Annotated in this window: 26 protein-coding genes; 3 read left to right on the top strand and 23 right to left on the bottom strand. The window is 42.0% G+C overall.

Annotation, left to right across the window (positions count from 1 at the left end; translation table 11 throughout):
• Positions 1-9: 9 nt before the first annotated feature.
• The 10 genes from J8Z25_RS14815 to J8Z25_RS14860 all read right to left on the bottom strand — a co-directional run bounded on the left by J8Z25_RS14815 (position 10) and on the right by J8Z25_RS14860 (position 8,401).
• The gene (locus J8Z25_RS14815) at positions 10-1,437 is read right to left on the bottom strand and encodes an NAD-dependent succinate-semialdehyde dehydrogenase (RefSeq protein WP_250661308.1); all 1,428 of its coding nucleotides are present in this window, start codon (positions 1,435-1,437) and stop codon (positions 10-12) included.
• A gap of 104 nt (positions 1,438-1,541) precedes the next feature.
• Positions 1,542-1,880, bottom strand: a complete 339-nt coding sequence (gene fdx, locus J8Z25_RS14820) for an ISC system 2Fe-2S type ferredoxin (protein WP_130050444.1) — start codon at positions 1,878-1,880, stop codon at positions 1,542-1,544.
• An 11-nt stretch (positions 1,881-1,891) separates the two neighbouring features.
• On the bottom strand, positions 1,892-3,754 hold the full coding sequence (gene hscA / locus J8Z25_RS14825) for a Fe-S protein assembly chaperone HscA (RefSeq protein ID WP_130050443.1): 1,863 nt from the start codon (positions 3,752-3,754) through the stop codon (positions 1,892-1,894).
• Positions 3,755-3,801: 47 nt separating this feature from the next.
• Positions 3,802-4,329: a co-chaperone HscB gene (gene hscB / locus J8Z25_RS14830; RefSeq protein ID WP_250661309.1), complete on the bottom strand. Its 528-nt coding sequence runs from the start codon at positions 4,327-4,329 to the stop codon at positions 3,802-3,804.
• Between the two features lie 78 nt (positions 4,330-4,407).
• Complete coding sequence (gene iscA, locus J8Z25_RS14835) at positions 4,408-4,731, bottom strand: iron-sulfur cluster assembly protein IscA (protein WP_054552502.1); 324 nt, start codon at positions 4,729-4,731, stop codon at positions 4,408-4,410.
• 11 nt (positions 4,732-4,742) lie between these two features.
• A complete protein-coding gene (gene iscU / locus J8Z25_RS14840; protein ID WP_054552501.1) occupies positions 4,743-5,126 on the bottom strand; it encodes a Fe-S cluster assembly scaffold IscU in 384 nt (127 codons plus the stop codon).
• Positions 5,127-5,166: 40 nt separating this feature from the next.
• Positions 5,167-6,384, bottom strand: a complete 1,218-nt coding sequence (locus tag J8Z25_RS14845) for an IscS subfamily cysteine desulfurase (protein WP_036973293.1) — start codon at positions 6,382-6,384, stop codon at positions 5,167-5,169.
• A gap of 22 nt (positions 6,385-6,406) precedes the next feature.
• Positions 6,407-6,898 (bottom strand): Fe-S cluster assembly transcriptional regulator IscR, encoded by a 492-nt coding sequence (gene iscR / locus J8Z25_RS14850; protein ID WP_250661310.1) that lies wholly within the window; start codon positions 6,896-6,898, stop codon positions 6,407-6,409.
• Between the two features lie 192 nt (positions 6,899-7,090).
• Positions 7,091-7,813: a tRNA (cytosine(32)/uridine(32)-2'-O)-methyltransferase TrmJ gene (gene trmJ, locus J8Z25_RS14855; protein WP_130050440.1), complete on the bottom strand. Its 723-nt coding sequence runs from the start codon at positions 7,811-7,813 to the stop codon at positions 7,091-7,093.
• 240 nt (positions 7,814-8,053) lie between these two features.
• The gene (locus tag J8Z25_RS14860) at positions 8,054-8,401 is read right to left on the bottom strand and encodes a four helix bundle protein (protein WP_250661311.1); all 348 of its coding nucleotides are present in this window, start codon (positions 8,399-8,401) and stop codon (positions 8,054-8,056) included.
• 241 nt (positions 8,402-8,642) lie between these two features.
• On the opposite strand from J8Z25_RS14860, the gene suhB reads away from it, so the two are divergent.
• Positions 8,643-9,446, top strand: a complete 804-nt coding sequence (gene suhB, locus J8Z25_RS14865; RefSeq protein ID WP_130050439.1) for an inositol-1-monophosphatase — start codon at positions 8,643-8,645, stop codon at positions 9,444-9,446.
• A 36-nt stretch (positions 9,447-9,482) separates the two neighbouring features.
• Here suhB and J8Z25_RS14870 read toward each other — a convergent pair whose 3' ends face one another.
• From J8Z25_RS14870 to queA, 9 genes are all read right to left on the bottom strand, one after another.
• Positions 9,483-10,313, bottom strand: coding sequence for a substrate-binding periplasmic protein (locus J8Z25_RS14870; RefSeq protein WP_250661312.1), 831 nt, complete (start codon positions 10,311-10,313; stop codon positions 9,483-9,485).
• Between the two features lie 83 nt (positions 10,314-10,396).
• A complete protein-coding gene (locus J8Z25_RS14875) occupies positions 10,397-12,187 on the bottom strand; it encodes a GGDEF domain-containing protein (protein ID WP_250661313.1) in 1,791 nt (596 codons plus the stop codon).
• Between the two features lie 87 nt (positions 12,188-12,274).
• Complete coding sequence (locus tag J8Z25_RS14880) at positions 12,275-12,826, bottom strand: hypothetical protein (RefSeq protein ID WP_250661314.1); 552 nt, start codon at positions 12,824-12,826, stop codon at positions 12,275-12,277.
• A gap of 44 nt (positions 12,827-12,870) precedes the next feature.
• Positions 12,871-14,196 carry an IS4 family transposase gene (locus tag J8Z25_RS14885; protein WP_250661315.1) on the bottom strand — a complete coding sequence of 442 codons (1,326 nt, stop codon included), beginning with the start codon at positions 14,194-14,196 and terminating at the stop codon, positions 12,871-12,873.
• A gap of 132 nt (positions 14,197-14,328) precedes the next feature.
• The gene (secF, locus tag J8Z25_RS14890; RefSeq protein ID WP_130050431.1) at positions 14,329-15,276 is read right to left on the bottom strand and encodes a protein translocase subunit SecF; all 948 of its coding nucleotides are present in this window, start codon (positions 15,274-15,276) and stop codon (positions 14,329-14,331) included.
• Between the two features lie 8 nt (positions 15,277-15,284).
• Complete coding sequence (secD, locus tag J8Z25_RS14895) at positions 15,285-17,144, bottom strand: protein translocase subunit SecD (protein WP_167658393.1); 1,860 nt, start codon at positions 17,142-17,144, stop codon at positions 15,285-15,287.
• A gap of 22 nt (positions 17,145-17,166) precedes the next feature.
• A complete protein-coding gene (gene yajC / locus J8Z25_RS14900) occupies positions 17,167-17,505 on the bottom strand; it encodes a preprotein translocase subunit YajC (protein WP_036973302.1) in 339 nt (112 codons plus the stop codon).
• Positions 17,506-17,534: 29 nt separating this feature from the next.
• The gene (tgt, locus tag J8Z25_RS14905) at positions 17,535-18,662 is read right to left on the bottom strand and encodes a tRNA guanosine(34) transglycosylase Tgt (protein WP_058583935.1); all 1,128 of its coding nucleotides are present in this window, start codon (positions 18,660-18,662) and stop codon (positions 17,535-17,537) included.
• 138 nt (positions 18,663-18,800) lie between these two features.
• Positions 18,801-19,832: a tRNA preQ1(34) S-adenosylmethionine ribosyltransferase-isomerase QueA gene (gene queA / locus J8Z25_RS14910; protein ID WP_130050429.1), complete on the bottom strand. Its 1,032-nt coding sequence runs from the start codon at positions 19,830-19,832 to the stop codon at positions 18,801-18,803.
• 215 nt (positions 19,833-20,047) lie between these two features.
• Between queA and J8Z25_RS14915 the strand changes: the two genes are divergently transcribed.
• Positions 20,048-22,558 (top strand): two-component system response regulator, encoded by a 2,511-nt coding sequence (locus J8Z25_RS14915; RefSeq protein WP_250661316.1) that lies wholly within the window; start codon positions 20,048-20,050, stop codon positions 22,556-22,558.
• Positions 22,559-22,790: 232 nt separating this feature from the next.
• Positions 22,791-22,994, top strand: a complete 204-nt coding sequence (locus J8Z25_RS14920) for a hypothetical protein (RefSeq protein WP_054563535.1) — start codon at positions 22,791-22,793, stop codon at positions 22,992-22,994.
• 29 nt (positions 22,995-23,023) lie between these two features.
• Here the strand turns inward: J8Z25_RS14920 and J8Z25_RS14925 are convergent, their stop codons facing one another.
• The 4 genes from J8Z25_RS14925 to J8Z25_RS14940 all read right to left on the bottom strand — a co-directional run bounded on the left by J8Z25_RS14925 (position 23,024) and on the right by J8Z25_RS14940 (position 26,130).
• The gene (locus tag J8Z25_RS14925; RefSeq protein ID WP_250661317.1) at positions 23,024-23,932 is read right to left on the bottom strand and encodes a hypothetical protein; all 909 of its coding nucleotides are present in this window, start codon (positions 23,930-23,932) and stop codon (positions 23,024-23,026) included.
• A gap of 1 nt (position 23,933) precedes the next feature.
• Complete coding sequence (locus J8Z25_RS14930; protein ID WP_250661318.1) at positions 23,934-24,533, bottom strand: hypothetical protein; 600 nt, start codon at positions 24,531-24,533, stop codon at positions 23,934-23,936.
• Positions 24,526-25,068: an RNA polymerase sigma factor gene (locus J8Z25_RS14935; RefSeq protein WP_250661319.1), complete on the bottom strand. Its 543-nt coding sequence runs from the start codon at positions 25,066-25,068 to the stop codon at positions 24,526-24,528. Before J8Z25_RS14935 ends, J8Z25_RS14930 begins: the two co-directional genes overlap by 8 nt.
• Positions 25,069-25,200: 132 nt before the next feature.
• Positions 25,201-26,130, bottom strand: a complete 930-nt coding sequence (locus J8Z25_RS14940) for a hydrogen peroxide-inducible genes activator (protein WP_130050424.1) — start codon at positions 26,128-26,130, stop codon at positions 25,201-25,203.
• Positions 26,131-26,136 lie beyond the last annotated feature (6 nt).

The raw sequence follows: 26,136 nt of genomic DNA on the forward strand, positions 1-26,136 counted from the left end.
GCTGACGGCTCAAACCTTAACACAAAGATACTTCTCTTCTAGGTACTCATCTAACCCTTGATGGCCACCCTCTCGGCCTAAGCCTGACTGTTTAACACCGCCAAACGGCGCTACTGGATTTGAGATTAAACCTTCGTTAATACCAATCATGCCGTATTCGAGTGCTTCACTTACGCGATAAACTTGTTTGATATTTTCACTATAAAAATATGCAGCTAAACCATAAGGCACATCATTTGCTAACTTCAACACTTCTTCTTCATCATCAAAAGCGATAATGCTTACCACTGGACCAAATACTTCATCATGATAGATATCCATCTCTGGTGTTACATCCGTTAAAATCAGCGGTGCTTGAAAGCTGCCTTCAAGTTCGCTGTTATCGCCGATCAATGACGCGCCTTTATTAACTGCATCATCTAAGAGAGTTTGTACTTTCTCTTTAGCCTTAGGATAAATTAGTGGGCCAATATCCACCCCTTCATCAAGGCCATTGCCAACTTTTAACTCAGCCACTTTGTCTGCAAGTTTTTCAAGCACCGTTTCAAGTACTGAACGTTGCACAAAAATTCGGTTAGCAGCTACACAGGTTTGGCCGGCGTTTCTAAATTTTGCAGCCATGAGGCCAGCAACAGCTTCATCTAAGTCAGCATTTTCGAAAATAATAAACGGCGCATTACCACCAAGCTCCATCGAAGTTTGCTTAATAGTTGAGGCACATTGCGAAAGTAACTGCTTACCTACACCAGTTGACCCCGTGAAGGTAAACTTACGCACTCGCTCAGATTCTGTCATGATTTCGCCAACCATTTTTGCATTTTCAGAGACCACAACATTCAACGCCCCTTTCACAAATCCAGCCTTATCAGCAAGGTATGCCAAGGCAATGGCGCACAATGGTGTATGCTCAGAAGGTTTAATCACAAAACTACAACCTGCCGCATATGCTGGTGCCACTTTACGGGTGATCATCGCGATCGGAAAATTCCAAGGTGTGATCCCAACAACCACACCGATTGGTTGTTTTATGGTTGATAAACGATGTTGGCTGTCGGTGGCAGGGATATTATCGCCGTAACTACGCTTAGCTTCTTCACTAAACCATTTAATAAAGCCCGCACCATATTCAACTTCACCTAACGACTCTTTTAATGGTTTGCCCTGCTCTTTGGTCATTAGTTCAGCGAGCTGTTGCTTGTGCTCAATGACTAACTCATACCAACGGCGTAACGTTTCACTGCGCTCTGTGGCAGTTGTTTTCTTTAGCTTGCTAAATGCCTCGTCAGCACTTTTTATTGCTTGCTCAACGCCAGCCTCATCAATATTAGAGACCTGCGTAATTGCTTGTCCAGTTGCAGGGTTATCTACACTAAAACGCTGGCTTGTAGAGTAAAAGTCACCGTCGATAAACGAATCAGAAAAAACCAAATCAGACATAGAACCTCCAAGTAAAAGCTGTCAGCTATCAGCTCTAAAAACAAAAAACCGCTGTAGAGACCAAGCAACTACAGCGGTTTTTACGAAATCAAAGCCGTTAAAAATTAATGCTCTTCATTAACGATATTGAGATTATACTTTGGAATTTCAACCACTAAATCTTCATCTTTAATCACTGCTTGGCAACCAAGGCGTGACTCTGGCTCAAGACCCCATGCTTTATCAAGCATGTCGTCTTCTAACTCATCACTTTCATCTAGAGAGTCAAAACCTTCACGGATGATTAAGTGGCATGTTGTACACGCGCATGATTTTTCACACGCATGTGGAATGCTAATACCATTTTTTAGCGCAACATCTAATACTGTTTCACCTGCAGGAGCTTCAATTGCAGCGCCTTCTGGGCATAACTCTTCGTGTGGAAGAAAAATAATTTGTGGCATACCTTACCTCGTTAAACTTCGTCTACTGACTGCCCTTGCAGCGCTTTTTTGATTGATGCATCCATTCTGCGAGCAGCAAATTCGCTACTTGCATTGTCTACAGCTTCAATCGCTGCTTTAATTTCTGCAGGTGTTGTTGCGCTTTCGCGTACGGCAACAAGTTTAGCAATTTCTGCTTTTAACGCACCTAATTCTTGTTCATCAAGTAATGCACTGTCGGTTGCGAGTGATGCTTCAAGCGCTTCAACAACACGTAACGCTTCAACTTGTTGCTCTTTAAGCATCCGCGCTTGCATATCGTCTTTAGCGTTAGTCATTGATTCTTTAAGCATGTTTGCAACTTGGTCGTCCGATAAACCAAATGATGGTTTCACCTGAATTTCAGCTTGTACACCAGTTGATTTTTCCATTGCCGATACACTTAATAAGCCATCAGCATCAACTTTAAAGGTTACGCGAATATGCGCAGCACCTGCAGCCATTGCCGGAATACCCTTTAAGCTAAATTTAGCCAATGAACGACAATCATCAACTAGCTCACGCTCACCTTGTAATACATGCAGTGACATAGCTGTTTGACCATCTTTGAAAGTGGTGAACTCTTGCGCACGTGCAACAGGAATCGTGGTGTTACGTGGAATGATTTTCTCAACCAAGCCACCCATAGTCTCAAGACCTAGCGACAGTGGTAATACATCTAATAGCAGCATGTCTGAGTCAGGCTTATTGCCAACCAGTACATCTGCTTGAAGTGCCGCACCAAGTGCAACCACGCGATCTGGGTCAATAGAAGTCAGTGGCTCTTTATCAAAAAATGCAGCAACTTGAGAGCGTACAATTGGCATACGAGTCGAGCCGCCAACCATTACGACTTGTAGTACTTCTTCGTTCTCAATACCGGCATCTTTTACGGCACGGCGACAAGAACGGAGTGTTTTCTTCACAAGGCTAAGAGCGAGCTCATCAAAGGTTTCGCGGGTAACTTCAACTTTGTGGCTTTGACCATCAAACTCTAAACCGACATTAACAGTTTGGTATTGGCTTAATGCTTCTTTACATGCTTTGGCTTTGTTGATGAATAAACGTAATACCGATGCAGAAAGCTCACTCACACCAGTTTGTGTTTTAAAGTAATCAACTAATAGCGAGTCAAAATCGTCACCACCAAGGCTCGAGTCACCGCCAGTGGCAAGCACTTCGAATACACCTTGGTGTAAACGTAAAATAGAAATATCGAAGGTACCGCCACCTAAATCGTATACAGCGATAATACCTTCTTGACCCGAATCAAGGCCGTAAGCAACAGCCGCAGCCGTTGGCTCGTTTAATAAACGTAAAACCTTAATACCGGCAAGCTCTGCAGCATCTTTTGTGCTTTGTCGCTGCGCATCATCAAAATACGCTGGTACAGTAATTACCGCACCTAGAATATCTTGGCCTGCAAAGCTGTCTTCTGCACGCAGTTTTAATGCTTTTAGAATTTCACTCGATGCAGTGACAGGACTAATTGCACCCGCAACTGTGCTGATTGCTAATGAGCCATCATGCTCACAAAATTCATAAGGCAGTTGACCATAGCTTTTTTCGATTTCAGCCTGCGTTTTACCTAAGAAACGTTTCACCGAGATTAATGTGTTTGCAGGGTCTTGAGTAGCAGCAGCCGCTGCTCGTTCACCTACAATAATGCTATCAGTTTGGTATTGCACAACCGATGGAAGCATCGCATTGCCCGCTAAATCAGTCAGTGTGCGAGCTTCGCCGCTTTGCACTGTTGCAACTAACGAGTTAGTCGTACCAAGGTCTATACCGACTGCTAATTTGTGCTCATGTGGTGCCGCGCTCTGCCCCGGCTCAGCAATTTGCAATAATGCCATAATGCTCTTTTTAAACTCTTAAATAGCTGCTTTAAAACAACTAACGATTAATCATCAAATAAACTGTCTTCAATACGCTCTAGTTCATCGCGTAACTTATAAACAAACTTCAATTTACGAATATTGTCAGCGGCAGCTTGCCATTGTTGCTCGTCGTTACTTGCCAACTGAGCGGCTAATTCGCTGCTGTATTGTTTATCGAGTTGTTTAATTTGCGCTTCAAACTGGGCAATTGCTGCATCAGGATCTGCGGCATTTTCAAGTTCTTCTAATTCTTCGCGCAGTTCCATTTGCTGCATTAAGAATAACGGATCTTGCAATGTTTGTTGCTCGGCGCGAATATCAACACCTAGTTCACTTAGCATGTATTCAGCACGTTTTACCGGGTGTTTTAAAATTTGTAATGCATCATTGATTTCAGCTGCATTTTGCACAGCGAGTAGTTTATCGCGGCTACTGGAGCTTGCGTGGCGATCTGGATGAACTGCGCGTTGCAGCTCGAGGTAGTTTTTATTAATAGTCGCTAAATCAATGTTGTAATCTACTGGAATTGCAAATAACTCAAAGTAACGCATTACATAATCCAACTCGGTAAACAGGAAATAACAAAGCCCTACATAGGCAGGGCTTCAAGCAAAGAAAGTTTGTTAAGCTTAAACGGTGAAGCTTTCGCCGCAACCACACTCATCGGCTTGGTTCGGGTTGTTAAATTTAAACCCTTCATTCAAACCTTCTTTGGTGTAATCAAGCTCAGTACCATCAATGTAAACTAAGCTTTTGGCATCAACGATAACTTTCACGCCACGGCTTTCAAAAATTTCGTCGCCGTCAGCTAACTCATCAACAAATTCAAGAACATAAGCAAGACCTGAACAGCCCGTCGTTTTAATGCCAACGCGTAGGCCAATGCCTTTGCCGCGATTTGCTAAAAATGATTCTACGCGGTTTGCTGCCGCATCTGTCAATGTCACTGCCATGAATTTATCTCTTACTTCGCTTGTTTGCTTTTGTAGTCAGCAATTGCTGCTTGAATCGCGTCTTCTGCTAAAATTGAACAGTGAATTTTCACTGGTGGTAATTCAAGCTCAGCACTGATATCAGTGTTTTTGATTGTTGCAGCTTCATCTAATGTTTTGCCTTTTACCCACTCAGTTACAAGTGAAGAAGAAGCGATTGCGCTACCACAACCATATGTTTTGAATTTTGCATCTTCAATTACACCTTCTGGTGATACTTTGATTTGCAATTTCATTACGTCACCACATGCTGGTGCACCCACCATGCCTGTTGCAACTGACGGATCATTTTTGTCTAAAGCACCCACGTTACGTGGATTTTCAACATGATCGATTACTTTATCACTATAAGCCATAATACTATCCTCACTACCTGCTAGCGGCGGCAATCACTGATTAGTGATGCGCCCACTCAACTGAATCTAAATCAATACCTTCTTGATGCATTTCCCATAAAGGAGACATCTCACGTAAACGGCCGATCGAGTTTTTGATTAGTTCAACGGTGTAATCAATCTCTTCTTCAGTCGTAAAGCGGCCAATGCTGAAACGAATTGAGCTGTGTGCTAACTCGTCATTACGGCCTAATGCACGTAGTACATAAGAAGGCTCTAAGCTTGCTGAGGTACAGGCTGAACCTGATGAAACAGCAATGTCTTTAACAGCCATTAATAACGACTCACCTTCAACAAAGTTGAAGCTGATGTTTACAATACCCGGAACTGACTGGCTTGGTTCACCATTGAAGTAAACTTCGTCCATATCAGCCATAATGCCATCAACCAAACGCTTACGAAGTGCGCTGATGTGTGCATGGTCTTTTTCGAAATCTTCTTTAGCGATTCTAAATGCCGCACCCATACCTACTAACTGGTGAGTAGCAAGTGTGCCTGAACGCATACCACGCTCATGACCACCACCGTGCATTTGCGCTTCTAAACGTGCGCGTGGCTTACGACGAACATAAAGTGCGCCTACACCTTTCGGGCCGTATACTTTGTGGCCAGAGAACGACATAAAATCTACTTTTAACTGTTGCACGTCGATAAGTACTTTACCTGCGCTTTGTGCAGCATCAACATGGAACATAATTTTACGCTCACGGCACATTTCGCCGATTGTCGCGATATCTTGGATAACACCTAGCTCGTTATTTACGTGCATTACACTCACAAGCACCGTGTCGTCACGCATCGCAGCTTCAAGCTTTTTAAGGTCAAGTAAACCGTTTTCTTCAACGTCCATATAGGTTACTTCGAAACCTTGGCGCTCTAGTTCACGACACGTATCAAGCACTGCTTTGTGCTCAGTTTTAACAGTGATAACGTGCTTGCCTTTCTTTTTATAGAACTGCGCAGCACCTTTAATTGCTAGGTTATTTGATTCTGTAGCACCTGAAGTGAAAACAATTTCACGCGGGTCAGCGTTGATCAGATCAGCAATATCTGTACGCGCTTGATCAACCGCTTCTTCTGCTTGCCAACCAAAACGGTGTGAGCGTGATGCAGGGTTACCAAAATTACCGTCCATAGTCAGGCATTGCATCATTTCTTTTGCCACACGTTCATCAACAGGCGTGGTTGCTGCGTAATCTAAATAAATCGGTAACTTCATTTCTCTCTCCGCTTTCGTCAAGCTACAGTTGACAGCTTACTTGAATGTTTTCCAGTTGCTTAATTGCAGTGTTGATGCTGTTATCTTGGCGAGATGCGACTTCTTTCACATCTGACTTTTCCACCAATTCAGCAAGGGTAATACTATTTAAAAAATCTTCGATACGTGCGCTTAAGTCCGACCATAGGGTGTGAGTCAAACAGCGCATGCCGCTTTGGCAACCACCCGTTGCATTGTGACAACGTGTTGCATCAACAGACTCATCTACGGCATTAATCACATCGCCGACAGAAATTTCGTTTGCTTCTCTACCAAGTAAATATCCGCCACCTGGGCCACGCACAGAGGTCAAAAGGCCGTTTTTACGTAAACGGGCGAATAATTGTTCGAGATAAGATAGCGAAATCTCTTGGCGTTCAGAAATATCGGCAAGGGGAACTGCACCCACATTTGTATGTAGTGCAACATCCAACATGGCGGTTACTGCGTATCTGCCTTTTGATGTTAACTTCATAGAGCCCCCGATGTTACTGCACGCTAAGGTGTGCAAATTTTAATTACCAGACCAAAATAGTCAAGTATTATCACTTGATAAAAATTGATACTTGCCACTGATAAAACCTAATACCTGACAAAAATGGTCAAGTACTAGGTCTATTCTAATTACCTGAGTAATTTAGTCAAGTATTATACTTATAACCTGTGATTATTTTATAGACTTATTAATTGAGGTAAGAATACCGCGTAAGATGTTCATCTCTGCTTCTTCTGGGCGTGCGCGGTTGAATAAACGACGAAGTTTTGTCATCACCATACCTGGGTGTTGCTTGATGATAAAACCTGTATCATTTAGAGTTTGCTCTAAGTGCTCGTAAAACAGCTCAGTTTGCTTTGCATTTGGGTAGGTTGCTTCGTCTTCTTCTTGTGCTTTTGGCTGTTTGTTTAAATAAGCCATACGTGTTTCATAACACAATGTTTGCACAGCCATTGCTAGATTTAGCGAGCTGTATTCAGGGTTCGCAGGGATACATACGTGGTAGTTACATTGTTGTAGTTCTTCGTTAGTTAAACCACTATTTTCGCGGCCAAATACCAATGCTACTGGACCATGCTCAGCTTCAGCCACTAGTTTTTCACCACATTCACGCGGCTCAACCATAGGCCAAGATAAAGTACGTGAGCGTGCACTCGTACCAATTGTTAAACTACAATCAGCAATTGCATCAGCTAGCGTATCAACAACCACAGCTTTACCTAAAACATCCGTGGCACCTGCAGCAAGCGCACTCGCATGACTATCAATTTCACAAGCAGGATCAACAAGATATAAATTTGATAAGCCCATCGTTTTCATAGCACGTGCCGCTGAGCCAATATTACCAGAATGTGATGTGTTTACTAATACGATACGAATATCATCAAGTGTCATTGCGTTGTTACTTACTGAAAGTCAAAAATTGTGGGGATTATAACATAGCTATCAGCTATCAGCTATCAGCTATCAGCTATCAGCTATCAGCTATCAGCTATCAGCTATCAGCTATCAGCTATCAGCTATCAGCTATCAGCTATCAGCTATCAGCTATCAGCTATCAGCTATCAGCTATCAGCTATCAGCTATCAGCTATCAGCTATCAGCTATCAGCTATCAGCTATCAGCTATCAGCTATCAGCTATCAGCTTCGATCCTATGCATAAGAGATGTCAACATTTTTGATAGCTCTTCCGTTTCACTCACCCAAGCTCTACTTATGGCAGCATCAATATATTTAATCTCAATTCCGATATAAATTTGCGTTCGTGTTTCTGCTATTGACGATCTTGATATATCTAAAAAACGTACCCGCTCTTTTTTGCTGACTCTCGCCATACCTTCTGCGATATTACTCGGTATTGATAAACCAGAACGTGTGAGCTGATTGCGAAAGCCAAAATCATTTAGATCTGTCGTTTCTTTGTAGATTTCAGCACTTAATCTTGCTGAACGCTTCCATACCTCTAATTTTTCAAAATTCATACTTGCATCCTTTTAAGTATAAAAGCTTTATATAGGCACGATTTTTTCAGAATGCAAATTTCAAACCTGACGGCTGACGGCTGACGGCTAACCCATTCTTCTGAAATTAAATCAATAACAAAATCAGAACTGTACAAAAAACAACCTAATTTATTCGAGTTTATTGTTTACTTTACGCTAGAAATCGCTAGAATACGCCGGCTTAAATATATTCGTTCTTTTACAACCCAAAGGTAATGCTATGCATCCAATGTTAAACATTGCGGTTCGCGCTGCGCGTAACGCAGGCAAAATTTTACTTCGTGCAAGTGAAGATTTATCAAAAGTTGATGTACAACAAAAAGGCACTAACGACTTAGTGACTAACATCGATAAAGAAGCTGAAGCCGCAATTCGTGATACCATTTTAAAATCTTACCCTGATCACTGTATCGTAGGTGAAGAGCTTGGTGAGCACAAAGGTAAAGATGCAGATTACCAATGGATTGTTGATCCACTTGATGGCACAACTAACTTCATCAAGGGTATCCCTCATTTCGCAGTATCAATTGCACTTAAAGTTAAAGGTCGTTTAGATCAAGCTGTTATCTATGATCCAATTCGCGGTGAATTATTCACTGCTTCACGTGGTCAAGGCGCACAGCTTAACAGCAAGCGTTTACGCGTAACTAAAACTAACGAGTTAGCAGGTTCTATACTTGCAACTGGTTTCCCATTCAAACAAAAGCACCACTTAGACGCATACTCTGAAGCGTTTAAAGCACTTTTCATTCAAACTGCTGATATCCGCCGTGCGGGTTCTGCTGCGTTAGATATGGCTTATGTAGCTGCGGGTCGTGTTGATGGTTTCTTTGAAATTGGCCTTAAGCCATGGGACACAGCGGCAGGCGAGCTTTTAGTTAAAGAAGCTGGCGGTATGGTTGTTGATTTCGCAGGTGGTATTAACTATAACCAAAGCGGCAACATCATTTGTGGTGCACCTAAGTTAACTCAAGCGATCATTCGTGAAATTCGCCCAGTGTTAACTGAATCACTACTTCGCTAATAGCGGTTGTAATACAGATTTACATACAAAAAGGAGCTAAGGCTCCTTTTTTTGTGGCTGAAAATAATCGTTATCGAGTTCTATCTCTGTTACTTCACCTTCTTTAAATGGCAATTTGGCTAAGTCCTCAGCAAAGTAGCTCGCAAATAATTGCTCAAACTCGCCCGTGCTTTTCATCTTGGTGAGTCCTTTCAATAATACCTCAGCGAGTTCTGGCCTGTGGTTGCTGACAAAAAAGTAAAATGCTGTTGGGTAACTAATATAAAGGTCAGGCACTATAACCAGCTCGTCACTCTTTACTTGTTCCATTTCTGAAATGACTTCAATGAACGAACGCGGAAAATAATCAACTCGCCCTCTGATCACTAAACTAAACATTGCTTGATAATTTGCTAACGGCCTGACAGATAGACCATTTTGCGCAAGAATTTTAGTATCAGGCCAATCATGACCCTGTATGGCTGTAAACGGTGCTAAATCTTGTTTCGTTTTTACATCTTTAAAACGAGGCACAAACGCTCGTTTGGTAAGTAGCGCTCGTTTGCCTATGTAACCCTTAAACAAAGGGACGGGTACAGCAATGGCTAAGTGTTCACGCTCTGGGCTTGTCATACTCCAAAACAAATAGGCTTGCTTTGCATCAAGCATAAGCAAAGTACGCTGTTGGTGAGGATGAACAAGTACTTCATTGATTTCTGCTTGGTAATTACCGGCACGTAACGCCGCTGTCAGTAATTCATGAAGATAATAATCACGTTTATAAAATGGGCGTTGCTCAACCGCTAAATTCACCACATTGTTAGCTTCAGTAGCAAGGCTGTATCCTAGGCTCAGCAATATTAATATTGCACTACATAGTCGCTTCATTGTTATTTTTGTTAATGTGTTTTTTTTAAGCTACACCCAGTTAAACAGGGACACAAGTAAAATTAAGCAAACTTCAAATTTCTTCATGAGTTAATAGTAAGTGCTTCATCTTTTTGACAGCTTAAACGCACCACTGCAGGAGCTGGCCGGCTGCGTTTACATACAAACAAGTGGCTACTCTGATAGCGCTTGGCCTCTTTTTTCGCATCAGTAGCCAGCGCTGCAACTTGGTGGCTGTTGATGCAAAGCTTCAAATCAGGCTTAACCAAACCTATTGATAATGTAAGTAATGGCACAAACTGCTTTTTACCTTCTCGGTTACTTGCCCAGTAACCCCCTTGCTCCATATGATCTGGGGTGAAAAAGGCGCGAGACTGCAGCTCAAATTTATCGATAATGTCATGGCATACTTGCTCTGCATCATTTTTATCAAACACTACCATAAAGTCATCACCACCAATGTGACCCACAAAGCCTTTGCTAGTACTACAGGCCTCTACGATTACTTCTGCAAGCAGCTTTATAACGCTATCACCACTGGCGTACCCGTACAGGTCATTGAATTGTTTAAAGTGGTTTAAATCAACGTATGCGAGTGAGAACGGATAATTATTGCGAAGTCTCAGCTCAATTGCTTCGTTAATCGCAACATTACCCGGCAGCATAGTCAGCGGGTTGGCATGTTGCGCATGGCGGATTTTTTCTTCTGTAATGTGTTTTAAGATATTACGTAGTGGTGCCAAACCTAAGTATTCACCACTTCGGGTAATCACAATGTGGCGTCGAATATCAAACTCAAATTCGGTAATTTGCTGACTCACCGTATCGAGTAACTCGTTTTCGTCTACCACTAACGGCTGTTTATCCATTAAAGAAGTAACTGGCTGCTTATCATAAAGTGCATGGCCATAGGGCGCGGCAAACACTTCAGTGAGTTGATCTCGGTGCAATAAACCAACAGGAATATTGTGCTCTAATACGGCAAGACTAGTTAGCGCTTTATCTTGTTCAAAGATACTGTGGGCATCTTTACAGCGGGTTGTTGCTTCAATGCTGGCGTGTTCTACCGCTAACCAACCAATCGCCATAGACTGCTCAAAAGTATTGCTATTGTCTGATGACTCTAAGTGTTTTAAGCAGTGGATATTAATTTCGTAACTTGGCTGTAAGCTCGGCCGTTCGAGTAAAAAGCCTTGTGCGTGCTGCACGCCTAAGCTTTCGAGTAAACGAAGCTCCTCTGCCCGTTCAATGCCTTCTGCAATAACTTGCGTATTGGTGGCTTTTGCAAGCTCAATAATTGACTTTAAAAACTCTTTTTTAACTACACTCTGGTCACAATGATCGATAAAGTAGCGGTCTATTTTTACAAACTCAGGACATAACTCAGACCATTGCTTTAAACCCGAATAGCCAGCGCCTAAGTCATCAATGGCAATCGAAAAACCTAACTCACGATAATGGGCAATGGTCTTTAACAATAAAAAGCCATCATCCACTTTTTCTTGCTCTGTAACCTCAATAACCACGCGATTAGTTGCAAGACCAAAGTGTTCAACTAGATGTAATGTTTCACCCTTAGGGTGGCAAGGGTCGAGTAAAGTTTTAGGACTTACGTTTAAGAACAACTTACCCTCAAGATTGAGCTTAACAAAGTTTTCAATTGCTCTACTGCGGCAAAGTAGCTCTAATTCAGAGATCTTATGGCAATCAATGGCTGCGCTGAACAATCTACTCGGCATTTCTAACTCAGACCCTTTCGGGCCGCGACTTAACGCCTCGTAGCCCAAAATATGTTGATTAGAAATGTCAAAGATAGGTTGAAACAAGGTTTCAATTGCACTGTTATCTAAGATCTGCTGTAGTTGTGCGTTCACCTTACACCTAGCCTAAAAAATACAAATAGGAGGCTAAATTAGCAACCTTGTATGACAATTTTATGGCAAGGCGATGACGAGTGCAGACTAGTCAATGGCAGTGATCAGCTCAAGCTGTTTAATACGGGCAAAACTATCAATCATTTTTAGTTTGGCGCTCTGGTAATCATCCTTTGCTAAATCAGCTTGTTGCGCTAATTTATAAATTGCAAGCGGATTAAGTAATAACTGCTGCGCGTGATAGCAACTTGCAGCTGCAAATTCTGGAAGCTCCGGTTCTAAGTTAATCGTAATTTCATTCTTCAACGCTTCTGTATCATCACTTTGCTGTTGCTGAAACTCTGTTGCGTTTGCCATCGCTTGCAAACTTGCCTCACATTCTGGCAGCTGTGCTTTAAGGTTTAAAAACAAACCAGTTGATGAACTAATTAGCTTAAGCGTCAGATCTTGTAATTGCTGAGCAGTTGATTGGTTTTGTAATGCTACTACAACTTGCCAAGCCAACCCTTGATAGCTGTCGAACTGCTGCCTTAGAGTCACCTCTGGTGATTGTTGTATTTCAGTCTGTTCTGGCTCTGCTTTTTTGCCACAAGCGCTAAGCATTAAAAGTATAAACACACTAAACATCAGGTGTTTCATAATTTCTCCCATAAAAAAACCGCCCTAGGGCTAACACCATTCAGTTAAGCATGTTTTGATTGAATGGTGTATCTGGTTTTAGAAATGCGAACGGTCCTACTTTTGGGCCGTTTTCTTTTTTCAGGAAGAATATAGCGTTTCACTTTCTCTCTCATCGCCTTCAACTTTTTGGGGATTGACCCGGGTGAAGCGATTGCACACCAAAGTATTTCATCTTGTATATCGCGTAGTGCCATAACGAAGCTGATCCTAAGCGGCGACACATTGGCTTCTTTTGCTATGCGACTTATCTCCACCCTGACTAGGTTATATGCTAATAATATGCCCCATAGTTCCTGCTTGATACCCTCAACTGTCTGACTTCGCAGGAGAATACTATCTTCCAGCATCTGGTGTTTTATCTCGCCATAACTATTCTCTATTTCCCAGCGCTCGAAGTAAACATCAAGAATGTCACGGGTATTAAAAGCCTTTGTGTCTTCTAGGGAGCATAATAGTCCTCTTATTTTTCCTGGCCCCATAGGCTCAGGGTACAACACCAACCTTGCTTGCCAATGCTCTGGCAATGATGGGTCCAGCTTTCTAGCGTGGGCAGATACCTTCATTTCAACTTTAAAATCATAGTCCGAATAGGTTTCGATGATGGTGTACTGCGTGTTGCCTTTAATTGGTACCATCCAGTGAGATGCCGGATGCCGAAGACGCCAGTTAATCAGTAACTCAGCGCTCAGATAGCATCGGTCAAAAATGGTTAAACTGTTGTCGCTGACATATTCTGATAACCCTTTAGCGTAGCTCACCTCTCCTTGATAGCTGGGGCCAAACGCTACGCGATGTATCAACCTGCTCCTCAATGAGCTCAACGCACACATGCGTACGATGGGATACTCGGTATGGCGTGTTTTACTATGTTTAATATAGTGAAAGTGCTCACTCAGAGCGGGTGTGTCCGCGGTACGAAACTGTGTCCCGTCGACAGAAAATAAACGTAAGCCGTTCCAAGTGTCTGAACTATCTTCTTGCTGCGTCCAGTGTGTCGCACACAGGTTGAACAGTGCTTCAAGCGGTTCACTACTCAATCGCTGCCTCGCTTGTGGAATGGCACTTGGCACAACCGTATCGCCAAGCGTCTCAGTCAGCGTTAAGTCTAGTTTCTCTACAACATCGCTAATAGGACGGTCGCGAAAGAGCCCCATCGCAACAACAAGCCAGACAACTAGCTCAGCAGGTAACTTGCGTTTGCGAATACTGGCTTTATCAGTCTGTTTAAGTACTTGGGAAATCCAATCAAGTGGAATGTGCTGTTGAAATGTAGAAAGGGAGTCAGGAGCGACAAATGTCTCCGTATCTAACAACCAATGACTAAGCAAGAAAATACCCTCATTCCAAAATAGTAATGAGGGTATTCTGAAGCCACTAAAAGATCGGTCAACTGATCTGAAAAATATAATTCCTTAACTGATCGGTGTTAGCCCTAGGGCGGTTTTTCTTTGTAACACTGGTTAAGGCATAGGATCGAGATCCGCACCTTCTTTTTCTATTACTTCTGGAATTAAGTCTTCTTTACTTACACCCATTGCAATTGCTACAGCTGAGGCAACATAGATAGATGAGTAAGTACCGATGAATACACCAAATAGTAATGCAGTTGCGAAACCGTGGATCGTTTGACCACCCCAGCCAAATAACGCAATCAATACTAAGATAGTGGTGATTGAAGTTACTAGGGTACGGTTTAACGTTTGCGTTAATGAAATATCGATAATTTCAATCGTGTCATCAATACGCACCTTACGGAAATTTTCACGGATACGGTCAGATACAACGATGGTATCGTTGAGTGAGTAACCTATTACCGCCAAAATTGCCGCAAGAATCGTTAAGTCAAACTCAAGGCCAAGCACTGAGAATAAACCTAATGTAATGATAACGTCGTGTAATAGTGCTGATACTGCACCGACCGCAAAACGCCATTCAAAACGAAACGCAACGTAAATTAAGATACAGATAAGCGCAGTTAACATGGCAAGACCACCCTGCTCTTTCAGATCTTCACCAACACTTGGGCCAACAAATTCGATACGACGCATTTCTACTGTCGACTCAACTTTTTGTAATGCCGTAATGATTTGGTTACCAATTACTTCTGCTTTTACGCCAGGACCTTGCGGTGCAAGACGCACTAGAATCTCTTTACTTGAGCCAAACAGTTGCACCGAAAAATCTTCAAAGCCACTTTCAGTGATTGCATCACGAACTTCTTTAAGATCAGGTGCCTGTGTAAAGCCTACCTCAACAGCGGTACCGCCAGTGAAGTCGAGACCAAAATTTAAGCCTTTAGTAAAAAACGATACGAAAGAAGCCAAAATCAACAAAGTTGATAGTGCCATGGCAAACTTTCTTAACTTCATAAACGGGAGTGTTTTACCACCGAGTTTTAAAATTTGCATGCTGACTCCTAAATCGACAACTTCTCAACGCGCTTACCGCCAATAAACAAGTTGATTACCGCACGGGTACCAACAATGGCTGTAAACATAGAGGTGATAATACCAATCGCTAGCGTTACTGCGAAACCAGCAATAGGACCAGTACCCACTGCAAATAGGATCACTGCTGCGATAAGCGTTGTGATATTAGCATCTAAAATTGTGCTAAACGCGCTGTCGTAACCAAAATGAACCGCTTGTTGTGGACTGCGTCCATCTGCAAGTTCTTCACGAATACGTTCGAAGATAAGTACGTTGGCATCAACGGCCATACCTACGGTTAGTACGATACCGGCAATACCCGGTAGCGTTAGCGCTGCACCAGGGATAAGCGACATTACACCGACGATTAGTACTAAGTTGGCACCTAGGGCGATATTCGCCACCATGCCGAAACCTTTGTAATAAACAAGCATAAATAAAAGTACAAACACGAAACCAAGCACAACCGCGGTCATACCCGCTTCAATGTTTTCCTGACCTAAGCTTGGACCTACCGTGCGCTCTTCAACAATTTGAATTGGCGCAACAAGTGCACCCGCACGTAGTAATAAGCTAAGATTATGTGCTTCAGCTGGGTTATCGATACCAGTAATACGGAATGAACGGTCAAGACGCGCTTGAATCGTCGCCACGTTAATCACTTCTTCAACTTTAATTGGTGGAAGTGCTTTACCATTTTCATCTGTTTTACCTGATGGCTTATATTCGATAAATACCGTTGCCATGCGTTTACCGATCGCACGCTTAGTGAACGCATTCATTTTCGCGCCACCTTTACTGTCTAGCGTGATGCTAACTTGTGGACGTTGATACTCATCCATACCTGATTGCGCGCCAGTAATGTGGCTACCTTCAAGGATGATGCGTTGCTTAAGTACCACAGGGTAACCTTCACGAGCCATAATCATTTCAGTACCAGGCGGTAAACGGCCCTGAAGCGCAGCACTTGCATCTGCGTTTTCATCAACTTCGCGGAATTCTAATGTTGCTGTTGCACCAAGAATTTCTTTTGCACGAGCTGTATCTTGTACACCCGGAAGCTGCACGATAATGCGCTCAGCACCTTGACGCTGTACGTTCGGCTCTGCAACACCAATCTGGTTAATACGGTTACGAATAATCGTTTCGTTTTGTTTGATAGCGTAATCACGAATTTCTTTAAGCTTTTGCTCGCTCATGCTGGCATAAAAAGCATTATCGCTGCTGCTATCATCAACATAAACGTTTAATGGGTAACGTGTTGATAAGAAACGCTCTGCAGCGTCTTTATCTTCTTCGTTACGCATTTCAACACGTAATCGCTCACTATTCGCTACACGGCGAATAGTACGATAACGTAGTTTTTCTTCACGTAAGTCACTTTTGAAATCTTGTTCCATTTGCTCAAGCTGAGTATCAACCGCCGTCGCCATGTCGATTTCCATAGTAAAGTGAACACCACCGCTTAAATCTAGGCCTAGCTTCATTGGGTTACCACCCAGTGACTTTAACCACTCTGGTTGAGCAGGAGCCATATTGATTGCAGAGATATAATCTTCACTAAGGGAATCACGCAGTAGATCTTGCGCTTTTAGTTGGTCTTCAACATTCTTAAAACGAACCAGAATTTGTCCGTCTTCAAGTTTACTTGATTTAACAGTAACGTTATGTTCTTTGAGAGTCGCATTTACTTTATCGAGTACGCTGAGGTCAGCATCAGTACCTTTAGTGCCCGATACTTGTATGGCCGGGTCACGGCCATACAAGTTAGGAGAGGCATATAAAATACCAACGACTAACACTACAAGAACAAGTAAATACTTCCATAATGGAAACTTGTTTAACACGTGTGAGTCCTTATTTTTATTGTTATAGCGACTTCATAGTGCCTTTAGGCAATACTGCAGAAACAGCTGATTTTTGTACTGTTACTTCTGCTTGGTCATTTAATGAAATCACGATGAAGTCTTTGTCATCAGCGATTTTAGCAATCTTACCCACTAAACCACCTTGCGTTAGTACTTCGTCGCCTTTTGCCATTGCGCTCATTAGTGCTTTATGCTCTTTTACGCGCTTAGCTTGTGGACGGTAGATTAAGAAATAAAATACCAGACCGAAAATACCCAACATGATCAGCATTTCCATGCCACCACCTGCTGGTGCTGCACCTGCCGCACTTGCGTGGGCGTTTGAGATGAATAAACTCATTTCACTTCCTCTTTAATTTTTCTAAAAATTTAATCTGATGTATCTGCAAGCTCAGGCACTTCTTGGCCGCGGCGTGCATAAAAATCTGCAACAAATTCGTCTAGTTTGCCATTGCTAATGGCATTACGTAAGCCTTCCATCACGCGTTGATAATAACGTAAGTTATGAATCGTGTTTAGACGTGCGCCTAAGATTTCATTACATTTATCAAGATGATGCAAGTATGCACGTGAATAGTTTTTACAAGTATGACAATCACACTCAGGATCCAGTGGACCGGTGTCTGTTTTATGGACTGCATTACGGATTTTAACAATGCCGCCAGTTACGAATAAATGACCGTTACGAGCATTACGCGTAGGCATTACACAGTCAAACATATCGATACCACGGCGAACCGCTTCAACTAAATCTTCTGGTTTACCAACGCCCATTAAGTAACGAGGCTTGTCTTCAGGCATTTTGTAAGCACAGTGATCAAGAATATTGATCATCTCATTTTTCGGCTCACCTACCGATAAACCACCTAAGGCATAACCATCAAAGCCGATTTCTTCTAGGCCTTTTTGTGATTGTGCACGAAGCTCAGGATACATACCACCTTGAATAATACCAAATAGCGCAGCTGGGTTATCGCCATGACCTTCTTTTGAACGTTTAGCCCAACGAAGTGATAACTCCATAGAATCTTTAGCTTCTTTTTCTGTCGCAGGGTATGGCGTACATTCGTCAAAAATCATCACGATGTCAGAGCCTAAATCACGCTGAACTTGCATCGCTTTTTCTGGCGAAAGCATGATTTTTTCACCATTAACTGGTGAGCTGAACATTACGCCTTCTTCAGTGATTTTACGCATTGCACCTAAGCTGAATACTTGGAAACCGCCTGAATCAGTTAGGATTGGACGATCCCAATTCATAAAGTCGTGTAAATCACCGTGTTGCTTAATGATTTCTGTACCAGGGCGCAGCATTAAGTGGAAAGTGTTACCTAGGCAAATTTGCGCGCCGGTATCTTTCACTTCGTCAGGCGTCATGCCTTTAACAGTACCGTAAGTACCTACTGGCATAAATGCTGGCGTTTCTACAACACCACGTTCAAAAATCAAGCGGCCGCGGCGCGCTTTACCGTCAGTGCGGTCTAATTCAAATTTCATATTATCCTCAGTGTCGGAAAAACAGTCCAACAAGCTATAATTTAACCGCTCGATTCTACCCTGTTTGCGGGTTTATTACTATAAATTGGGCTAAATTCGAAAATAAAAAGCCCAGTTAAAAAACTGGGCTTTTTATAGTTATTTGCGCGTTAAGAACATCGCATCACCATAACTAAAGAAGCGATACTGCTGCTCAATAGCCGTATGGTAGGCACCCATAATGTTCTCTTGGCCAGCAAAAGCACTCACTAACATGATTAACGTTGATTCAGGTAAGTGAAAATTTGTCACCATGGCATCAACCACATTGAACTGATAACCCGGGTAGATAAAGATATCGGTATCACCAAAATATGTATCTAATTTGCCGCCGTGCACTTTAGCAGCTGACTCTAACGAACGCACTGACGTAGTACCCACCGCAATTACACGACCACCTTTTGCTTTCGTTTCAGCTACCGCTTTAACCACTTCATCTGGTACTTCGATGTACTCTGAGTGCATGACATGCTCATCAACTGAGTCAACGCGCACAGGTTGGAAAGTACCTGCACCAACATGCAAAGTCACAAACGCCATGTTAATGCCTTTATCTTTTAAGGCTGCCATTAACTTATCGTCAAAATGCAGGCCTGCAGTTGGGGCTGCAACTGCACCTGGCTTTTCACCATATACTGTTTGGTAACGCTCACGGTCTGATTCGTTATCAGGGCGGTCAATATAGGGTGGCAATGGCATGTGCCCAATGTCATTAAGAATATCAAGTACATTTTCGTCTTTGGCAAATTCAAGCTCAAATAGCTCACCGTGACGGGCAACCATGATTGCTTCAGCTTTACCTTCAAGAATGATTTTTGATCCTGGTTTTGGTGATTTGCTGGCACGTACATGAGCCAGCACTCGGTGCTCATCAAGCACACGCTCGACCAATACCTCTAGCTTACCACCCGACTCTTTTTGCCCAAACATGCGAGCAGGGATCACTTTGGTGTTATTAAAAACTAATAAGTCATTTTCGTTAACGAGCGATAAAATATCACTAAATACTTTGTGCTCAACTTGCCCTGACGGGCCATCAAGCGTCAGTAAACGGCTGCTAGTTCGATCTGCTTTAGGAAAACGAGCAATTAATTCATCAGGAAGGTCAAAGCTAAAATCAGCTACGCGCATGGAGCATATCTCTCATTAATAAAAACGCGCCAAGTTTACTCTGATACGCCCACTACCTCAAGCAAAGCACTGCACCATCTTAGCGCTCGCTAAAGGCGATTTTAGACTTAAGTGCTTAATAACCGCTTTTAGGTAAAGTTTGCTTGTAGATTAGGCAAAATGTCATTATTCTAGCTTATTCACTAAACATGGGTTAAGTAAGAGGTAGTAGCGCCATGGCAAAGCAGTTAAAGCTGCTAATTTTGAACGCGAGCGTTGCTGAGCGTGAAACAATTAAGACTACATTAAATAAGCTTAATGTCTTCACCTTTATCGAAGCTAGTGACTCTCAAGATGCGCTAAAAATTCTCAAAAGCCACCCTGTGGATATTATCATTACAGGCCTTGAGGTCGGTAAAATTGATGGCTGGCGCTTCTCGCGCATGATTCGCTCTGGGTTATTAAAGACCCCAAAAAACACACCGATTTTACTTACTCCTCCAATTTATTGTGAACGTATAGCCGAAACCACTGCACGAAGCTATGGTATTGATGCCGTACTGCCGTTTGAGCGCCAAGATATGCTACCGCAAGTACTGGCAAACGTGTTATCAACTCACCTTGAAAAAAGTAGTCGCCTTAATTTATTACTACTTGAAACAGATAACCGTAAAGCAAATGACATTAGCGAACAGCTAAAACTCAGCTTCGCTATTACCCATACCACATCAACAAAAGCGGCCCTTGCCACCTATTTGCAGCAAAAGTTTGCCATTGTACTGATAGATGCCACTGAATCTCACTCTGATACCGCAGCCGGATTGATTAGTGAAATTTTACAGCACAACCCTAAACAAGCAATTGTAACCATCATAGATAACAATGATGCAGATTACGCTGAGCAATTGTTACTTTCTGGCGTCACTGATTTTATTCGCGCACCTTACGATCATTCGTTATTGAATAAAGTCTGCGACCATGCCGCCCGTCGTGAAGACTTTATGGTGAGCTATGCAGAGTTTGCGCAAAAAGTAGAACAACTAAGTCAGAGCCAAAGCCGTTATAAAGAGCTTTTTTCAGCTCACCAACGTATCTTATTACATCTCAATACCGTGGTGCTTGAGTTTAACCAAGAGGGTAATATTCGCTTTATTAACCCAGCATGGGAGCATCTGACGGGCTACGGCATTAAGTCTAGTTTGGCGAAATCATTAACTGACTTTTGTTTGCCTGAGTGCAAAACAAAGCTGCAGGCTACAATTCAGAGTATCTTGCGTGGTGGCGAGTTACAGCAACAAGTTGAAATTCAGTTAAAACACAAAAATGGCAATGCAATTTGGGTTGAGTGCCGCTTACAGCTGATTAAAAATAGCCAAAACTCAGCGACGATAACTGCTACTATCGATAACATCCATGAACGTAAGCAAGCTGAACTGCAACTACGTCACTTAGCGCTCCATGATACGCTCACAGAGCTGCATAACCGCTACTACTTTGACCAACAATTACAACGTATTTGTAAAGCTAAATACACCAGTAATGATACCGAGCATGCGCTCATTTATATCGACTTAGATCACTTTAAAATTATCAATGACAGTAAAGGTCACCAACAAGGTGATATCGTTTTAAAAGAGGTTGCTCAGTTATTCATTACAAATATCAGTGAGGAGCACCTGATCTGCCGTATAGGTGGTGATGAATTTGCCGTGATCTTAAAAAATACCAACTTACTCGATGCGCACTTAGTTGCAGAAAGTATTTGTATGGCGATTGAAAAACACCGTTTTCACTCAGAAGGTCAAGAATACTCAATTAGCTGCTCGATAGGTTTAACCCAAATAACCGCTGAAAATAACGATCCAAGTGAGTGTTTAAAGCAAGCTGATATTGCTCTGTATGTGGCAAAGAGCTTAGGCCGAAATCTAGTTCATTGCTACTCGAAGGAAGACTCTAGCCACAACAGTTTACAAGCTGGCCTTGAGTGGGGCCACAGTATTCGCCAAGCATTACAACATGATGCTATCGAATTACACTATCAACCGATTTGGGATTTCAAGCAAGGTCACGTTGCCTATTTTGAAGCTTTATTACGCTTAACGCTTGATGATGAACTCATCTACCCTAACCAGTTTATTCCTGCACTAGAGCTTTTAAACGATACCTTTTTGATGGATCAATGTGTAATTCGTAATGCTATTAAAAGCGTTGCCAAGTACCCCGAACTAAATCAAGTTGCGATTAACTTGTCTGCACAGTCATTTTTAGATGAGCGCTTGCTGCCACATATTGAGTCGAGCTTAAAAGAATACAGTGTTGAACCAACACGCATTATTTTTGAGATCACTGAGTCTGCAAGTATCAATAACCTTGCTGCTACCCGTGCCATGATCGAGCGATTAAACGGCTTAGGTTGCCACTTCTCAATTGATGACTTTGGAACTGGCTTTAGTACTTTTAACTACCTTAAACAATTACCTGCTCAGCATGTAAAAATTGATGGCTCATTCGTCCGCGACATGTTGAATGACCCCATCGATTTAGCGCTTGTGAAAGCGATTAATGACATTAGTACTTCTTTAGATAAACGCTCTGTTGCTGAATATGTTGAAAATAAAGAGATATTCTTAGCGCTAAAAGAGATTGGTGTCGACTATGGTCAAGGTTACTTTATTGCTCGTCCTGTACCGGTTGAAAAAATAAACGACGAGCTTAAAAAAATATCTGAAAATAATCTGTTTAACTAACAATTATCTAGCCTTAAAAAGCTTAAATTAAATACATTTTTAAACATTTTTTATTAGTTTTTAAACTTCCATACTGACAATACTCATCTATACTTAAATCCACAGCAAGATGAAATGTCATGCATTTATGGTGATTATCCAAAAAAACATGACATTGCATATTATATTAAACATACATAATATAACTTAACATCGTTAAGTCCATGTATTGACGGTATAAAGGAGAAAAGTGATGACACAACTAATCGTTTTGTTACTGATTGTGAATCTAGGGATAGCGTATCAATGTTACCGTAATGCGACCTTTAAAGGGTATCCGGTAAAAACATTTACAGGGCTAGGGTTAGTACCTTACTTTAATTTAGTCGTGTGGGTTTACTTGTTGTTTTTACCCGACTTAAAACCATTTTCAATGAATGAAAAGCAGCCACTTTAGGCTGCTTTTTTAGTTGGGAGTGTGAAAGCTTAAAAGCTATAACTTGATGCTTTATCAAGTAATTGTGCGGCTTTTATATCACCAACCACACACTTTTTAATATCTGATTTTTTAAACACTTTTACTTGCTCACTTTTACCTTCGCTAACACCACGAATGATAAAACTGACATGCTCATCATTAGGTAGACTTCTTAAGCCGCTACCATAATCACATAAGGTCAGTGATAAACTTTTATCTACTTGCAGAGCTAAGGCGGCCAATTGCTGTTTTTGTTCTTTAACACGCGCTTGCTTCTTCTCAGCTAACTCTTTGCGCATTTCTTGCTGTTTTAATGACAACTTTTGCTGCTGTTTTTCAAGCTCTTTGATAGATGCTTGCAAAGCCTGTTTACGCTTTTCGAGCTCTTGCTCTTTCGCATCTTTATCGTGACGGCGGTCAAATTCAAGGTCGCGCTTTTCACGTTCAAGGTCGCGGATTTCACGGCTAACATCGCGCTCTTGTTCAGCTACTTCACGAACTCGTTCAGCGCTTTCTCGCATTAATTCCATGGCTTGTTGATAGGCCTCTTGGGTTTTCACTACGACAGCATCGCTAATCACTTGCACATGTTCGCCCAGCACTTCTATTTCAGCCAGCTCTTCAAAATCGATATCTGGCAGTGGTGGAAGGGGGGCATCAGGCACAGTCGCAAATACTGGAGACCAACGTGAGCTACCTCGCACATCAAAGCTAAATACCACGCCTTGGTGCTGCAAATAACTTGAAGACACGTTTCTTACCTTGTTATCGGTATCTTGTTTTAATGCGGCTGTTAGGATTTTTTCCATTATGCCTACTTCTCGCTGAATTTGCTCTAATTCATCACTTGCTTGTGCTGATAAGCTTACTGCTGTGCAAAGCAATAAGGCAGCCGTGGTTGATTTGTATTTTGACATCTTAATACTCCAAGTTATTGGCAACGGTTGGCAATGGGCTACTATCCACTTGCTCTGCTAAATCATTTAATTGCATACGTAAGTACGCTTGGTCTTGGGCTCGCTGCGTTTTAATATATGCAAGCACACTGGCAATATCTTCCTGACGCTCTACTCGCCCCGTCTTAATAGCTTCTTTTGCTAACTGATACATTTGTTGCTGCTGCACTTCATTTTGCGCAGTGATAATATTTTGCAATTGATCTATTTGCTTTTGTTGTGACTCTAATAAATTGGTTTGTTTGGCCACTTGCTCGAGTAATTGCTGATTTCCTTGCTGTGGATTACTAACAAAAAGCCACGCGCAAAATGCAATTGATGCAGCCACTGCCCACATCCCTGAACCAAAAAACAGATTCGATTTTTGTACTTTTGGCATACTGGACTCTCGATCCCAGTTTGGTACTGACACCGTTTCATAATTCTGACTTTGCTGTTGCCATTGCATTGCATTACTCATCATTAATGCATATTCAGCATTGGCCTGTAGCAACGCAATTTGCTCATCTGTAAGACTTTCGCCTTCTAACCATGCGCTAAACAATGAATCTAAATTAGCCATCTACGGCCTCCAAATGCACTTTTAACTTACCAAGTGCACTGTATAGTCTCGATTTAGCTGTATTGGTTGAAATACCTAATTGCTCAGCTATCTCTTCAAACGTACAGTGCTGAAAAAATTTTAACTCCACCACCAAGCGTTGCTCCCAGGGTAATTTATTCATCATTTCTTTGAGCTCATAATGCTGCTTGGATTGCAGTCGATTGGTTTCTAACTCACTCTGCTCACAACTTTCTTCTGGTACAGAATCCAAGCTCTGATGCAGCTTACGGCGGCGATAATATTCAACACTGCGCCTGTGCACAATTTGATAGAGCCAAGTGTTAAAACTCGATTCCCCGCGAAAACTTGGCAAGCTTTTATATACAGAAATAAACACTTCTTGCATCAAATCCATTGCATCATCAGGGTGGCTTAGCATCCTTAAACAATAGTTATACACCTGTGTTTCGTGCTGCTTGACTAATTTCAACCACGCCCGTTTATTACCTTGCTGCGCTTTAGCAATTAATGTTTCAAGTGATTGAAAAAACACACTAGCCTCGTCATCTGATCTGCCTTTTATGGTTTTGTTATTATGTTAGTCGAGGGAAGGAAAAAAATAGTTTGTTTAAATAATAAAAAACCCCAAATTTTTTATTTGGGGTTTTATTTAGAGGTAGAGGCTTTATTCGTTGTCACACTGACCGTCTAAGCTACATTGCTTGTTAAGAAATAGCTCTAACTGTTGGCTAAACAGCCTAAAGTCTCTGATCCGGCCTGTGGTTTTACGCCACACGATACCTATTTCTCGGTAAGCATCGCCTTGAGATGGCGTTGCGACCATATCTTTCTTATCTAAAATGCCGGCATTTATGGCCATTTGAGGTAGGAAAGTAACACCCAGTTGGTGTTCAACCATACTTAATAAAGTATGTAAGCTTGCCGCTTCAAATGGATTAATACAGCTTGAGCGATTTAAATGACAGGCACTTAGCGCGTGCCCAGTCATACAATGCTCACGTTCAAGTAAAAACACGCTAGCATCAGGTAACAGATTAAAATCTTCTACACCATCCGCTGGAGTGTAATCTTTATGATGCACTAGACTGAAGTGATCTTTGGCAAGTACTTGGGTATGAAACTTTTCAGTATCAAATGGCAAGGCCAGTAAAGCCATATCAATTTGTCCGTGCTCTAGCTTATCGAGTAGCTTGTCGCTGGTATCTTCAACCAAGACTAACTCTAACTCAGTAAAGGTTTGTTTGCAGAAATGATATAAGGGCGCAGCAATAAAGCTGGCAATCGTTGGGATCACACCAAGAGTAAGTGTCCCGCTTAAAGGCGTTAAAAAGCTCTTTGTAAGCTCTTTTAGACTAAGAGTGTCGTCAATAATTTTACGGGCTTTCTCTACAACTTCCTCACCAATAGCTGTAAACATTAAACTGCGGTTTTCGCGCTCTATGAGCTGGCAACCTAAAGTTTCTTCTAGATTTTGAATTGCACTACTTAATGTAGATTGACCAATAAAACAGGCGCTGGCTGCGCGGCCAAAGTGTTGATGTTGATGGACTGCTAGTAAATACTGTAGTTGTTTTATACTTGGTAAGTTATTCATACTCTA

The organism is Pseudoalteromonas sp. SCSIO 43101, assembly GCF_023650775.1.
Lineage (GTDB): Bacteria > Pseudomonadota > Gammaproteobacteria > Enterobacterales > Alteromonadaceae > Pseudoalteromonas > Pseudoalteromonas apostichopi.

Excerpts from the sequence above, each read along its gene's own strand:
- iscR (WP_250661310.1), bottom strand. The coding sequence starts at position 6,898 with ATGAAGTTAACATCAAAAGGCAGATACGCAGTAACCGCCATGTTGGAT.
- secF (WP_130050431.1), bottom strand. The coding sequence starts at position 15,276 with ATGCAAATTTTAAAACTCGGTGGTAAAACACTCCCGTTTATGAAGTTA.
- queA (WP_130050429.1), bottom strand. The coding sequence starts at position 19,832 with ATGCGCGTAGCTGATTTTAGCTTTGACCTTCCTGATGAATTAATTGCT.
- J8Z25_RS14925 (WP_250661317.1), bottom strand. The coding sequence starts at position 23,932 with ATGTCAAAATACAAATCAACCACGGCTGCCTTATTGCTTTGCACAGCA.
- J8Z25_RS14915 (WP_250661316.1), top strand. The coding sequence starts at position 20,048 with ATGGCAAAGCAGTTAAAGCTGCTAATTTTGAACGCGAGCGTTGCTGAG.
- J8Z25_RS14845 (WP_036973293.1), bottom strand. The coding sequence starts at position 6,384 with ATGAAGTTACCGATTTATTTAGATTACGCAGCAACCACGCCTGTTGAT.
- suhB (WP_130050439.1), top strand. The coding sequence starts at position 8,643 with ATGCATCCAATGTTAAACATTGCGGTTCGCGCTGCGCGTAACGCAGGC.
- J8Z25_RS14815 (WP_250661308.1), bottom strand. The coding sequence starts at position 1,437 with ATGTCTGATTTGGTTTTTTCTGATTCGTTTATCGACGGTGACTTTTAC.
- J8Z25_RS14940 (WP_130050424.1), bottom strand. The coding sequence starts at position 26,130 with ATGAATAACTTACCAAGTATAAAACAACTACAGTATTTACTAGCAGTC.
- J8Z25_RS14880 (WP_250661314.1), bottom strand. The coding sequence starts at position 12,826 with ATGAAACACCTGATGTTTAGTGTGTTTATACTTTTAATGCTTAGCGCT.
- J8Z25_RS14860 (WP_250661311.1), bottom strand. The coding sequence starts at position 8,401 with ATGAATTTTGAAAAATTAGAGGTATGGAAGCGTTCAGCAAGATTAAGT.
- hscB (WP_250661309.1), bottom strand. The coding sequence starts at position 4,329 with ATGCGTTACTTTGAGTTATTTGCAATTCCAGTAGATTACAACATTGAT.
- tgt (WP_058583935.1), bottom strand. The coding sequence starts at position 18,662 with ATGAAATTTGAATTAGACCGCACTGACGGTAAAGCGCGCCGCGGCCGC.
- yajC (WP_036973302.1), bottom strand. The coding sequence starts at position 17,505 with ATGAGTTTATTCATCTCAAACGCCCACGCAAGTGCGGCAGGTGCAGCA.
- hscA (WP_130050443.1), bottom strand. The coding sequence starts at position 3,754 with ATGGCATTATTGCAAATTGCTGAGCCGGGGCAGAGCGCGGCACCACAT.
- J8Z25_RS14920 (WP_054563535.1), top strand. The coding sequence starts at position 22,791 with ATGACACAACTAATCGTTTTGTTACTGATTGTGAATCTAGGGATAGCG.
- trmJ (WP_130050440.1), bottom strand. The coding sequence starts at position 7,813 with ATGACACTTGATGATATTCGTATCGTATTAGTAAACACATCACATTCT.
- J8Z25_RS14870 (WP_250661312.1), bottom strand. The coding sequence starts at position 10,313 with ATGAAGCGACTATGTAGTGCAATATTAATATTGCTGAGCCTAGGATAC.
- fdx (WP_130050444.1), bottom strand. The coding sequence starts at position 1,880 with ATGCCACAAATTATTTTTCTTCCACACGAAGAGTTATGCCCAGAAGGC.
- J8Z25_RS14930 (WP_250661318.1), bottom strand. The coding sequence starts at position 24,533 with ATGGCTAATTTAGATTCATTGTTTAGCGCATGGTTAGAAGGCGAAAGT.
- iscU (WP_054552501.1), bottom strand. The coding sequence starts at position 5,126 with ATGGCTTATAGTGATAAAGTAATCGATCATGTTGAAAATCCACGTAAC.
- iscA (WP_054552502.1), bottom strand. The coding sequence starts at position 4,731 with ATGGCAGTGACATTGACAGATGCGGCAGCAAACCGCGTAGAATCATTT.